At 56.3% G+C, this 12,850-nt stretch carries 11 protein-coding genes; 4 read left to right on the top strand and 7 right to left on the bottom strand.

What is annotated here, in order from left to right:
* Nucleotide 1 precedes the first annotated feature (1 nt).
* From EI185_RS02430 to EI185_RS02450, 5 genes are all read right to left on the bottom strand, one after another.
* Nucleotides 2-1,324 carry an efflux RND transporter periplasmic adaptor subunit gene (locus tag EI185_RS02430; RefSeq protein WP_124703514.1) on the bottom strand — a complete coding sequence of 441 codons (1,323 nt, stop codon included), beginning with the start codon at nucleotides 1,322-1,324 and terminating at the stop codon, nucleotides 2-4.
* Nucleotides 1,325-1,518: 194 nt separating this feature from the next.
* Nucleotides 1,519-1,983, bottom strand: coding sequence for a hypothetical protein (locus EI185_RS18125; RefSeq protein WP_223247622.1), 465 nt, complete (start codon nucleotides 1,981-1,983; stop codon nucleotides 1,519-1,521).
* Between the two features lie 83 nt (nucleotides 1,984-2,066).
* Nucleotides 2,067-2,585 (bottom strand): glycine zipper family protein, encoded by a 519-nt coding sequence (locus tag EI185_RS02440; protein ID WP_124703515.1) that lies wholly within the window; start codon nucleotides 2,583-2,585, stop codon nucleotides 2,067-2,069.
* A gap of 2 nt (nucleotides 2,586-2,587) precedes the next feature.
* The gene (locus EI185_RS02445) at nucleotides 2,588-2,989 is read right to left on the bottom strand and encodes a hypothetical protein (RefSeq protein ID WP_124703516.1); all 402 of its coding nucleotides are present in this window, start codon (nucleotides 2,987-2,989) and stop codon (nucleotides 2,588-2,590) included.
* Between the two features lie 91 nt (nucleotides 2,990-3,080).
* Complete coding sequence (locus EI185_RS02450) at nucleotides 3,081-3,644, bottom strand: Spy/CpxP family protein refolding chaperone (protein ID WP_189836246.1); 564 nt, start codon at nucleotides 3,642-3,644, stop codon at nucleotides 3,081-3,083.
* Between the two features lie 407 nt (nucleotides 3,645-4,051).
* On the opposite strand from EI185_RS02450, the gene EI185_RS02455 reads away from it, so the two are divergent.
* Entirely contained in the window at nucleotides 4,052-4,747 is a 696-nt protein-coding gene (locus EI185_RS02455; protein WP_124703518.1) for a response regulator transcription factor, read from the top strand.
* Nucleotides 4,748-4,753: 6 nt separating this feature from the next.
* Nucleotides 4,754-6,115 carry an ATP-binding protein gene (locus EI185_RS02460; RefSeq protein WP_124703519.1) on the top strand — a complete coding sequence of 454 codons (1,362 nt, stop codon included), beginning with the start codon at nucleotides 4,754-4,756 and terminating at the stop codon, nucleotides 6,113-6,115.
* 78 nt (nucleotides 6,116-6,193) lie between these two features.
* Here EI185_RS02460 and EI185_RS02465 read toward each other — a convergent pair whose 3' ends face one another.
* Nucleotides 6,194-6,904: a hypothetical protein gene (locus EI185_RS02465; protein WP_124703520.1), complete on the bottom strand. Its 711-nt coding sequence runs from the start codon at nucleotides 6,902-6,904 to the stop codon at nucleotides 6,194-6,196.
* A 226-nt stretch (nucleotides 6,905-7,130) separates the two neighbouring features.
* Here EI185_RS02465 and hrcA point away from each other — a divergent pair, with 226 nt between their 5' ends.
* On the top strand, nucleotides 7,131-8,150 hold the full coding sequence (hrcA, locus tag EI185_RS02470) for a heat-inducible transcriptional repressor HrcA (RefSeq protein WP_124703521.1): 1,020 nt from the start codon (nucleotides 7,131-7,133) through the stop codon (nucleotides 8,148-8,150).
* 44 nt (nucleotides 8,151-8,194) lie between these two features.
* A complete protein-coding gene (gene hemH, locus EI185_RS02475) occupies nucleotides 8,195-9,301 on the top strand; it encodes a ferrochelatase (RefSeq protein WP_124703522.1) in 1,107 nt (368 codons plus the stop codon).
* A 338-nt stretch (nucleotides 9,302-9,639) separates the two neighbouring features.
* On the opposite strand, the gene EI185_RS02480 is transcribed toward hemH, so the two are convergent.
* A complete protein-coding gene (locus EI185_RS02480; protein ID WP_124703523.1) occupies nucleotides 9,640-12,849 on the bottom strand; it encodes a type I restriction endonuclease subunit R in 3,210 nt (1,069 codons plus the stop codon).
* Between the last annotated feature and the right edge of the window lies 1 nt (nucleotide 12,850).

The following is a 12,850-nucleotide window of genomic DNA, read 5'->3' on the forward strand; positions in this document are numbered from 1 at the left end:
CTCACGGCGCCTTACCCTGGCCCGCACCTCGCTGGCCAGCACCGTGCTTGCCCTTGCCCTGGCCTGCATTGCTTCCGGTCTGCGCCGTCACGATCCGCACGGCGGCCCCCGCACGCAACCGGTCCAGTCCATCGGTCACGACTTTTTCACCGGCCTGCAGGCCGGACGTGATCACGGTCAGCCCGGCATCGCTGACGCCCGGCGTGATTTTGCGCACCGTCACTTTGTTATCTGAGCCGATCACATACACAAAGGTACCGGGCGCTCCCACCGCCACCGCGGATGAAGGCACGACCACCGCGTTATCGAGGGTGGCCACACGCAGCCGCACGTTGACGAACTGGTTGGGGTACAGCGTCAATTGCTGGTTGGCGAATTCGGCCTTGAGATTGAGCGTGCCGGTCGTGGTACTGATCTGGTTGTCGGCGGCCAGCAGCTTGCCTGTGGCAAGCTGCTGGCTATTGCGTGCATCCCAAGCCTCCACCAGCGGCGCTTTGCCCGTATATAAATGTTGCAACACTGGACCGATTTGCTGCTGAGGGATGGCAAAGGTCACTGTCACCGGCTGCACCTGCGCCAGGGTAACGATAGGTGCGGTGTTGCCGCTCGTCGCGGTACCGCTGGCCGTTTGCGCACTGACACCAATGGCACCGCTGGTGTTGACCATGTTGCCGGCATCCACCGGGCGCAGCCCTGCCAGACCGGAGACCGGTGCAACGATACTGGTATAGCCGAGTTGCAGCCTGGCGTTGTCCAGTGCTGCGCGGTCGGTAGCCAGCGTCGCCGTGTATTGCCCAACCAGCGCTTTCTGGTCATCCACCTGCTGGTGGGCGATCGAATCCTGCGCCTGCAGGGTTTGATAACGCACCAGATCGAGCCTGGCGCCATCGAGCTGCGCCTGGTCGCGCATGACTACTCCTTGTGCCTGCTCCACGGCGATCTGGAATGACCGCGGATCGATCTGGGCGAGCAATTGCCCGGCCTTGACCATCTGCCCTTCGCGGTAATGCACGCTTTGCAGCAGACCAGTGACGCGCGGCATCACGTTCACATAGCTGCGCGGTGTGACCGTACCGAGTGCATTGAGCCATACCGGAACCGGCTGCACGCGAGCCGTGGCGGCGGTCACCGGTGTCGGACCACCAGCGCCGCGCTTTTTATCTGCGGCACCATGCGGTGCGCTGCTGTTGTGCTTCGCTCCCCATACCAGCAAACCGACAATGATTGCCAGCACTGCCACTATCAGGACACCGCGAAAACGGCGTCGATGAGGCTGCGTGGCGGGTAGTTGGGAAGAGGACGGAGACTGAGTAGGCGTGTTCACAGGTTATTTTCCGTTGATCGCGTTCAATAATGGAGGATGGATTTCAATACTGCCTGCGGCGCAAATTTCAAAAGCAGGATGGTAGCACTCCGTTTTGATTTTGCTTGGATAATGTACGAATTAGACCGCCAACAGCAGGCTGACGGATTACCGCAGAAAAGGCCGCGCGATAGTTGACGGACAAGCTGACGCCGTTATCTTTGCTGCGGGCCTGTCTGCATCCCGGCGGGCACAGCCTGCCAACGCGTCTGACATTGCGCTACATAAGGATAGTAACCACGTGGATCGCTGCAGTAATACCAGTATTGTGCAGGCCCCTGTGGTGGCATTATTTCACTTACCGGGGGCTGATAGGGATCCGGGTAGGGATACACCGGCGCGGGGTAAAAATACCAGATCCCACCCACAATCCACCACCACCCCCCGCGTCCGCCGTGACGGCCATGATACCAATGGCCACCACGCCAAAGCACCATGTCATGTTCGCGGAATTGACGAATATCGCCTCGGTAACCGTCCCACCGGTCCGACTTTTGGTCGCGATGGTGATCCCGGTCATTGAATCCACGGCCATAGCCATTCTCGTCCGCACTGCTTCTGGTTATTGCCGATGCTAGAAGCAACGCGCTGATGAACGTGGAAAGGATGATTTTTTGCATGACACAATTACCTCAAAAATTCCGCAATGCGCTATTCATACGGCGAACCATGGGCTTGGATTATGGGGCAGCAACCTGGCATTCTAGGGCGGAGAAACGCCCGGCGGCGGGGGTGGTGGCATGCCAGGCGGTGGAGGGGGTGGATAGGATGCTGCGCGCGGTTGCCTGATGATGCGGCCATAAACGGGCACTCGATGACCGCTCGCATACATACACTGCATGTAACTGGCGTTATAACGCTGTTGCGTACTATAACCGGAGTCTTGTGCAGTTTCGCTACCGATCAGACTGCCCACCAGCAATCCGGTACCCGCCCCCACACCAGCACCCTCATGCCCACCGAGTGCCGCGCCTGCGGCTGCGCCAATCACTGTGCCGGTAACTGCACTCATCACCCCGCTCTGATTGGCTGCCTGATTAGGCGTCACCCCATTTATCCGGTCAAGTGCATATTGCCTGCATGCATCATCGTCCATGCGAAATTGCTCAAAACTTTTTCCGGTGCCGGGTAGTACCGTCACGCTGGGTCCGCTCGGAATCGTGGTGCACGCACTGAGCAGCAACAACGCAGAAAGCGGTAAAATTTTCGCTGTCGATCGCATGGTCATCTCCCATCCACAGGAGATGATGGTTGCGGTGCCACCGCTTGCCATCTGCCAGAACACTGTTTCACATAGGGGTAATAGCCCTGCGGATTGGCGCAGTAATACCAGAAGTTGGATTGCTGAGAGGGAGCATCGGTATCCTGACCGTCTCCCTGCTCAATATATACAGGGGGAGAGGCCGGCGCCGTCACGACAGGCGGCGGGTAATAATAAGGTGGTGCCGGATAATAGTAGGGTCCAGGATAATACGGGTAATACCCGGGATACGCCCACATCGGGCCAAGATTAATTCCGACACCAACATGACCACGCCAATGACCACGATCCGCCATGGACACACTGCTCGCGCTGACCCCCAGCGCCACGAAAAGAACAACTAACGTTACTTTAAGCTTGCTCATGAAAATCTCCTTAAATGCCTGAACGCCTGGACGACCAAGCTGCACGGAGCTTCGCCCACTGTGCAATTCATAGATCACATTCCCTGCTTTTTTATAGCACGCTTCTATGCACTTCGATTAATAAGGACAGGTGCTCCGCCGCCACCTCGGCAGGCGTGGCACCGGATGATTCAGCACTCTGTTTATTTCCGGGTTGATGACCACGGTTTTCACGCGCCCGCAGCAATTTCTTGCGCTGCTCCTCGGTCAAAATGTCGTTTATTTCGCTGCGCATCTGGGCGCGCAACACAATCATGTCGGCGATGGTTTTCCCTTGCGCATCCGCCAACGCCCGCACCTGATCTGCGTCTGAATTACCCATCGCCGAGAGCGCCATGAGCTGTTGCCGGTTCTCGATCTGCGCGTCACGCAATGCGCGCATTTGCGGTCGATGTTGTTCGACAATGGCGCGAACAGCCGTGCGCTGGTCCTTGGTCAGACTCAGGCGCTTGCCGATGCGATAAATCTGCGACTCGCGTGTGTGTTGATAAGCATGATGACAACCTCCCGCCTGCCCTTTTCCACCGGCCAGCTGATTGGCATATACGGAAGTCGCTTCGAGCATTCCCGCCAGCAGGGTCGTCATGAGAATGGTTAGCGTGTCTTTTTTCATCATTGCGTCCTTTCCTGTCGCATTAAGAAACATTCCCTTTTGATACGCGATGCAACCTTGATCTGGCGCGGCGCAATTCAGTGCCAGCTATTTGTAAGCGTAAGAAAATTTCCGTAAAAGCATGGTTCGGGCTGCATACCCTTCGTGGGTCGTTTCCAATATCTTCGCTAGCAGGGATCGTCCTTAGAATGATTGAAGTGCCCTTTTTCATCATTGCATCCTTTCATGTCGCATTAAGAAATATGCCTCGTTGATACATGCTGTAACCTTAACCTTGCGTGGTGTCATTCAGCGCCAGCTGTTTGTAAGCGTAGGTAAATTCTTGTAAAGAGAAGATTCGATCTGGATGCCGATGCCCGCCCTATGGCACCATAGCGTCATGATTTTTAACGCCTCCTCGGAAGACCTGAATGATCCGCATCCTGCTCGCTGATGATGACGTCGATCTGTGTGAAATGCTGGCGGAATACCTCACCGCCGAAGGGTTCTCAATTACGTTTGTCCACGATGGTGAAACGGCGCTGCGCCGGGCACGCGAAGATGTTTTTGATCTTGTGGTGCTGGATGTCATGATGCCGCGCAAAGGCGGTTTCGACGTGTTGCGCGAACTCCGCACTGACTCACTTACACCGGTGCTCATGCTGACTGCGCGTGGTGAAGATGTGGACAGCATTGTTGGTCTGGAACTGGGCGCAGATGACTATCTTGCCAAACCATGCAATCCGCGGGTACTGACTGCGCGCATCCGCGCTGTGTTGCGCCGTGTCAAGCAGCGACCCGATGAAGACATCAATGAGACCCCGCAAGTATTAGTTCAGGCTGACCTGACACTACACATGGGTGCCCGCAGGGTAACCTGCATAGAGCGTGATATCGCTTTGACCAGCACCGAATTCAGCGTGCTGCAAGTATTGTTACTGGAAGCGGGACATATCGTATCCAAACAGACGCTTTCCGAGCAGGCCTTAGGACGGCGCATGACCCGTTTTGATCGCAGTCTTGATATGCACGTAAGCAACCTGCGCCATAAGTTAGGAGCGCTTGCAGATGGCGATGAGCGGATCAAAACCATTCGTGGCGTGGGTTATCAGTACGTGATCAAGTGAGATAGCATGCATCGGCTTTTCTGGAAACTTTTTCTGTCCTTTTGGGCTACGCTGATCCTGTTTTCTGTGGTGGTCATGCTGTCCGTCTCCATCTACATTGACCACCTGCACGGGCAGCAGAGCCCGTCTGCCGGCTTTGAAAACATTTCCCAACACGTCGCCAAAGCGCAATCCAGGGCGGACGCACATGGGGTCGAAGGTCTCAGGGATTGGGCGCGGAATATTGACCACAAGAATCTTGTACCCGTTCTGGTACTCGATAACGCAGGCCATGACCTGTTGGGGAGGGAAGTTTCACAGCGCGCGCTGGAACGCTTGCATCGGCACTTGCAACAGCAAAATGTCCCGGACACACACCCAAACCCCATCATCCGCATGGCGAATGGCGATCAATATTGGCTTATTCCGGATTTTCAAAGTGTCACGATAGGCCGTTTTCTTAGCCGGCCCAGTGTCATTACCTTGCCGTTGCTGGCCGCCACACTGATCGGCGCCCTGGTGTGCCTGTTTCTGGCGCGCTACCTTGCTGCGCCGATCGAACGATTACGCCGCGCTGCACAAGACTACGCTGGCGGTGATTTCAGCTACCGGGTCGGTCCATCGCTTGGCCGTCGCCGCGACGAGATTGTCGATCTGGCCTACGCCCTGGACAACATGGCAGAGCGGCTCGACACCCTGATCGACTCGCAGCGTCATTTTCTGCGCGATGTATCCCACGAGTTGCGCTCCCCCCTGGCGCGCGTGCACGCCGCACTGGGTCTGGCGCGACAACGGGCCGGCAATATCATCACGCCCGAATTGGATCGTATCGAACGCGAAGCCGATTGTCTGAACGAGCTGATTGGCCAGATTCTGTCCTTGTCCCGCCTGGAGACCGGCATGAATGCGCCGATACGCGAGCCAGTCGACCTGACACTGCTGTTACAGGAAGTGGTTGAGGATTCGCGCCTGGAAGCGCACGCCAAAGGGTGCGCAATCGATTTGGCCGCGCTGCCCACGGCAACTGTTAAAGGCGACCCCGCGCTGCTCCACAGTGCCATCGAAAACGTATTACGCAACGCGATCCGACATACGGCCAGGCAAACCAGCGTGACAGTGACGTTGACCATCAGGCACTCAGACATAGAAAACGTCTGTGTCATTCAGATAGCGGATTCTGGTCCCGGAGTCCCTGAACTGATGCTGCACAAAATCTTCGAACCCTTCGTTCGTGTCAGCGAGGCTCGCGACCGCGAAAGCGGTGGCTATGGTCTGGGCCTGGCGATTGCTCACCGCGCAATCCGTGCACATCGTGGTGAAATCCAGGCATCCAATCGCGCAACTGGCGGGCTGGTAGTGACCATCCGCCTGCCTTCAAAATCAGGTTAAATCCAGAAACCATTCAGCCTGCAATGCATATACAGAAATGGCTCCTTTCGGAGCCATTTCCATTTAAAGCAGCACCGCTTAAGCCTGAGTGCTCACTACGTTGCCGGAAGACGTCGCCCCCTGGGGATTTTGCGATAACGCCTGCAAGAAGCCAGTCAGCGATGCATTGCTGCCTGCCGCGCCATCTGCTGCCAGCAAGTTCTGAAAGCTTTGCTGCAGCGAGGATGAGGTGGAATCTGTAGCCGTGGTGCTAGCCGTTGTGGCATCGGTGGCAGATGCGGTCGAGCTGGACGAGGAAATTTGCTGGATAAGATTTTGCAGGCCGCTCTCCATTTTGCTTAATCCGCCACCGCGATGCCCGTGATGTCCTTTTCCGGAAGCACCGGAAACCGCCGACGCCGCGCTGCTTCCGTCACGATCGCCATCACTGTCAGTACCGCTGCTAGAGGCCGTAGCTTGCCCGCTATTCTGTGATTGCAAGGACGCAAACAGGTTTTGCATGAACGCCGCCAACGCTTGCTGCGGGTCTTGTGTAGAAGTAGAAGAAGCAGTGCTGTTTGGATCCGAAGCAGAACTGCTCGTGGTGCTGGAGGAGCCCGGCGTTACGCCAATCTGGGCCAAAGCCTGGTTTATGGCGGAAGCAAATCGCCCACCGTTTCCTGAGACTTTGGAAACACCGCTCGCATCATTGTCGCCATCGCTGTCCGAACCTTGAGAAGCTACTTGTGAGATGCCGGAAAACTGAATACTGGAGATAGCGGGATTGCTGCCGATATTACTGATGGACATGTCATGCTCCTTGGATGAATTTAAATGTTATCGTTGCCTACTATTTAACGAACATAGGGCAATGTTCTGAATGGATTATAGCGGCGCTCATCCGTAAATTTATGTAAATTTTGGTATGGGTTTGTATTCTGTTGAATCTGATTTTTGGCTCAAAAAAGCATATTTTCACTCCAGGTATCTGATCAAATGATGAATTATCCGGGGCTCCCTTGTACAATCACCAATCATGCTCACTGAACGCGCCCAAATTCTGCTCAAAACCCTGGTCGAACGCTATGTTGCGGAAGGCCAGCCGGTGGGTTCACGCACGCTGTCCAAGTATTCCGCGCTGGACTTAAGCCCCGCTTCCATCCGCAACGTGATGGCCGATCTCGAGGATATGGGCCTGGTGACCAGCCCGCACACCTCGGCAGGGCGTGTCCCGACAGCCTTGGGTTACCGTTTTTTCGTGGATTCCCTGCTCACCATCCAGCCCCTCAACAGCAAGGAAATGAGCCAGCTGGAAGAACAGCTGCACGCAGACGATCCGCAGCGGCTGGCCGCGAACGCTTCCCAGCTGTTGTCCGACCTGACCCGTTTCGCCGGCGTGGTATTGGTCCCCGGACGGCGCAGCACGGCATTCCGCCAGCTTGAATTTATCAATCTGTCGGAAAAACGCATCCTGCTCATTATCATCACCGCGGAAGGCGAAGTGCAAAATCGCGTCTTGCTCACCGACCGCGCCTACACCCCGTCGGAGCTCACCCGCGCCGCCAATTTCCTCAACCAGAATTACGCCGGCAAAACATTTGCCGACGTGCGCCGCCTGATGCAGGACGAGCTGCAGCAACTGCATCAGGACATCAACGGCCTGATGAATCTGGCACTCACGGCCGGCAGCGCGGCCCTCGCACCCAACCGCGACGATCTGGTCATGTCCGGCGGGCACAACCTGCTCAAGGTCAACGAGCTGTCCTCCAACATGGAACGGCTGCGCAAGCTGTTCGACATGTTTGAACAAAAAACCTCGCTGATGCAGCTGCTGGACATCAGCCAGCGCGCACACGGGGTGCAGATTTTCATCGGCGGCGAATCCGAAGTGGATCCCCTGGACGGCTGCAGCGTGGTCACCGCCCCCTACAAGGTCAACGGCGAAATCGTCGGCACGCTGGGCGTGGTCGGCCCCACCCGCATGGCCTACGAGCGCATCATCCCGATTGTGGACATCACTGCCAAGCTGCTCTCCAGCGCCTTGTCGTTTCATTAACAGGCGACGTTAACGTTGCAAAACCTGGGAAGCCCCAACCCATCATGTCGCGTTACCTGACCGAACCCGCCCACACCCATGGCAATGTTGCCAAAACCGGCATCCTGCTGATCAACCTGGGCACACCGGATGCCCCGACCAAACAGGCACTCAAACCCTACCTGAAGGAATTTCTGTCCGACCCGCGTGTGGTGGAAATTCCGCGCGCCATCTGGTGGCTGATCCTGAATGGCGTAATCCTCACCACCCGTCCTAAAAAATCCGCCGCTAAATACGCTGCCATCTGGACCAGCGAAGGTTCGCCGCTACGCTTTCACACCGAGAAACAGGCCAAGCTGCTCAAGGGCTGGCTAGGCGAGCGCATCAAATCGCCCTTTGTGGTGGATTACGCCATGCGTTACGGCAACCCTTCGGTGGCAAGCGCCATGACCCGGCTCAGCGAGCAAGGCTGCGACCGCATCCTGGCGCTACCGATGTATCCGCAATATGCAGCCAGCAGCACCGCCACCGCATTCGATGCCGTGTATCAAATTCTGGAGACCAAACGTAACCAGCCAGCGCTGCGCACGGTCCGCCATTATCACGACGATCCCGGCTATATTGCCGCGCTGGCTGCCAATGTGCACGAATACTGGATGCGCAACGGCCGTCCTGAAATGCTGGTGATGAGTTTTCACGGCGTGCCGCGCTACACGCTGGACAAAGGCGACCCCTACCATTGCGAATGCCAGAAAACCGCACGCCTGCTGGCCGAAACGCTAGGACTCTCCAAAACCCAGTATCAGCTCACCTTCCAGTCGCGCTTCGGGCGTGCCGAGTGGATCAAACCCTACACCGCCGCCACCCTCGAGGAACTGGGCCGTGCCAAGACAAAACGCGTGGACGTGGTGTGCCCCGGTTTCGTCGCCGACTGCCTGGAAACCCTGGAAGAAATCGCCATGGAAGGCAAACAGACATTTCTCGCCGCAGGCGGCGGCGAATTTCACTACATCCCTGCACTCAACGAACGCCCGGACTGGATCGCTGCGCTGGGTGAACTGACGCTGACCAATTTGAATGGCTGGGTATCGCCGCAGTGGAATGCGGCGCAAGTAGTACAGCACGGGGAAGATTGCCGCGCCCGCGCCATTGCGGCGGGTGCGTCTGTTTGATCAGGCGAATATCAAAATAATCGTCATTGAATTTTGTATTTGTAGCCGCTCAGATTGACTCGTTTCGGTCAGGCGGACGGGCCGCCCGGTTCTCGGCCTGAGCAGTCATGCAAAAATACGGTCACCCAGAAGGCTGTCGGATGTCCGCTTTCCCGGAAGGTGAACTGGTGCTTTCCGACCCACAAGGAGTCAGACAACCTTGTAAAACTCTGCCCGAATGCCAACCTTCATAATGTGCAGCAGCCTACCCGAAGGAGACGTTCAACAATTAAGCTCACCAGCAGTAATGAAGCACAGCGTAATTACCTCCGGCGCAACGCCTTGAATATCCTTTGCGACTAGCTCGCCAGCTCATCCGCAATCATTTCTGCCTGCTTCAATACCGTTTCTGTGGCGAGCAACTGCATATCAGGCGGATATCCAAATTGGCGCAGGGTGCGCTTCACAATCACTTTCAGCTTGGCTCGCACGTTTTCCTTGATCGTCCAATCTATCGAGGCATTCTCACGTACGCGCTGCGTAAGCACCACCGCCAGTTCGCGCAGCTTGTCTTGTTGCATCAACTCTTTTGCGCTGGCGTTGCTAGCAACCGCCGTATAGAACGCATATTCAAAATCGCTCAAGCCCATATGTGAAGCTTCGGCATCTGAAGAAACGATTTCCTTGCTGATCTTGATCAGCTCTTCCATCACCTCGGCGGCGGTCAGTATCTTGTTCTGATATTTCTTGATGGCGTTTTCCAGCATCTCCATCAAAGATTTGCTCTGAACCAGATTCTTTTTAGCTCGCGCCTTCAGTTCATCGCTGAGCAACTTTTTCAGAACCTCCAACGCCACGTTCTTGTGCACAAAACCTTTCAGCTCGGCCAAAAACTCCTCAGATAAAACCGAAATATCCGGCTTCTTGATACCTGCCGCATCAAAAATGTCGATCACCTGCTCCGAAACCAGCGCCTTGTCGATAACCTGGCGGATGGTGGTTTCGATTTCTTCGTTGCTGCGCCCTGCACCCGTACTGTCAAACTTGGCGAGACGCGCCTTCACCGCCTGAAAAAAGCCTACTTCGTCGCGTGCATCCATTGCCTGCTCGTGCGGCACAGCGATGGCAAAGGCCAGAGAGAGCGCGGTCACCTCGTTGATATAACGCTTCCGGCCATCCTCCAGCCCGAGGATATGTTCTTCTGCTGCCAGTATCAGCGACAGTTTTTGAGAGGTTTCAGCCTCGAAATAATTTTCATAGGCAAAGCCGTGATACATGGCCGACACCACTTCCAGCTTCTCCAGCATCAGGCTCACCGCCTGCTCCTGTGCCAGTGCCGGGTCGCCCTTGCCACCCGCATCGGAATAGAACGACAGCGCCTCCTTAAGATCGGCAGCGATACCCAGATAATCCACCACCAAGCCACCCGGCTTGTCCTTGTGTACCCGGTTCACCCGCGCAATGGCCTGCATCAGATTGTGCCCTTTCATCGGCTTGTCGATATAGAGCGTGTGCATACTCGGCGCATCAAAGCCGGTCAGCCACATATCGCGCACGATCACCAGCTTGAGCGGGTCGTCATCGTTCTTCATGCGCTCGGCCAGCTGCTTGCGCTGCTCCTTGGTGGTGTGATGTTTCGCCAGCAGCGGGCCATCGCTGGAGGCAGCCGTCATCACCACCTTGATTGCACCCTTGTTTAAATCATCGGAGTGCCACTCAGGCTTGAGCGCAATGATCTCTTTGTACAATGCTGCGGCAATGCGCCGCGACATGCTCACCACCATGCCCTTGCCTGCAAACACCTCCTGCCGCGCCTCGAAGTGCGCCACGATGTCTTTGGCAATATTCCTGATGCGCTGCTCGCTGCCGATCAGCGCCTCCATCTTGGTCCACTTGGCCTTGGCTTTCTGCGTATCGGTCAGGTCTTCCTGATCCAGATCTTCGTCCAGCTCTTCAATCAGCTTTTTGCCTTCATCGCTCAAGCCCACTTTTGCCAGGCGGCTCTCATAATAAATCCGCACCGTCGCGCCATCTTCCACCGCCTGTGCGATGTCGTAGATGTCCACATAGTTGCCGAACACTGCCGGTGTATTTACATCGGTCTTTTCAATCGGCGTGCCGGTGAAGCCCAGATAGGTCGCGCTGGGCAACGCATCGCGCAGATATTTGGCAAAGCCGTACACCACCTTCTTGCCGATCACCTCGCCGCTGGCATCTTTCTCGTCCACAGTCTTGGCGCTAAAGCCGTATTGCGTGCGGTGCGCCTCATCCACGATCACCACGATATTGCGGCGGTCGGACAACTGCTCGTACACATTGCCCTCATCGGGCTGGAATTTCTGAATTGTAGAAAAGATCACGCCGCCGGAAGCCACCTTCAGCAGCTCCCTCAACTGCCCGCGATCCGCTGCCTGTACCGGCTCCTGCCGCAACAGCTGCTTGGAGGAGGCAAAGGTATCGAACAACTGGTCGTCCAAATCGTTGCGGTCGGTGATCACCAGCACGGTCGGGTTATCCAGCGCCAGCACAATCTTGCCGGTGTAAAACACCATCGAAAGCGACTTACCCGAACCCTGCGTATGCCACACCACCCCGGCCTTCTTGTCGCCCTTGGGCTGTTGCGCCACTCCGGGCAAACCGTAGCTGGCCGGAGTTTGCGCCACCATCATCTCGGCCATGTCCGCAGCGCGCAACGTCGAAGCCACCGCCGCATTCACCGCGTAATACTGGTGATAAGCCGCCAGTTTCTTCACCGTGCTGATGCTGATGACGCCGGTTTGCGGGTCTTCCTTCTTGCTCTTTTCAAACACAATAAAGTGGCGCAGTAAATCCAGCAGCGTGGTTTTGTTCAGCATGCCCAGAATCAGCGTCTCCAACTGGCTCACCAGATGCGAAGCTTCCGCCTTGCCATCCGCGCTTTTCCAAACCATGAAGCGGCTCAAGCCCGCGGAAAGCGAACCCGCCTTGGCCTCCAGTCCATCGGAGATCACCAGCAAGGCATTGGAAGTAAACAGGACGGGAATGGCCTGCTTGTAAGTTTCAAGCTGCTGATACGCCGATTTGATGGTGGCGTTTTCATCGATGGCGTTTTTCAGCTCGATCACCACCAGCGGAATGCCGTTTACGAACAGCACCAGATCGGGCCGCTTGTTCTGGTGGTTCTCAATTACCGTGAATTGGTTGGCGACAACAAACTCGTTATTCTCCGGGTGAGCAAAGTCGATCAGCCATGCCAGATCGCCGCGCTGATTACCATCTTGTTGGCGGCTCACTTTCACGCCTTCGGTGAGCAGACGGTGGAAGGCTTCGTTATTCGCCAGCAGCTCGGGTGAACTAATGCGCTGCACTTCCTTGAGTGCGTCTTGCAACATCGAGGGCGACAACTTGGGGTTGATGCGTTTCAGCGCCTGCGCCAGCCGCCCTGTCAGCAATACTTCACCGTAATGACTGCGCTCCGGTTGCTCGCCATCGTGCGCGATGTCCGGGCCATAGACGTAGCTATAGCCCAGGCGCTCAAACAGCCTGATGGCAAACTCTTCGATGGCGGATTCGGTGAGCCTGTTAGACATT

Source organism: Sulfuriferula multivorans (genome assembly GCF_003851125.1).
In the GTDB taxonomy this organism is placed as follows: Bacteria; Pseudomonadota; Gammaproteobacteria; order Burkholderiales; family Sulfuriferulaceae; genus Sulfuriferula; species Sulfuriferula multivorans.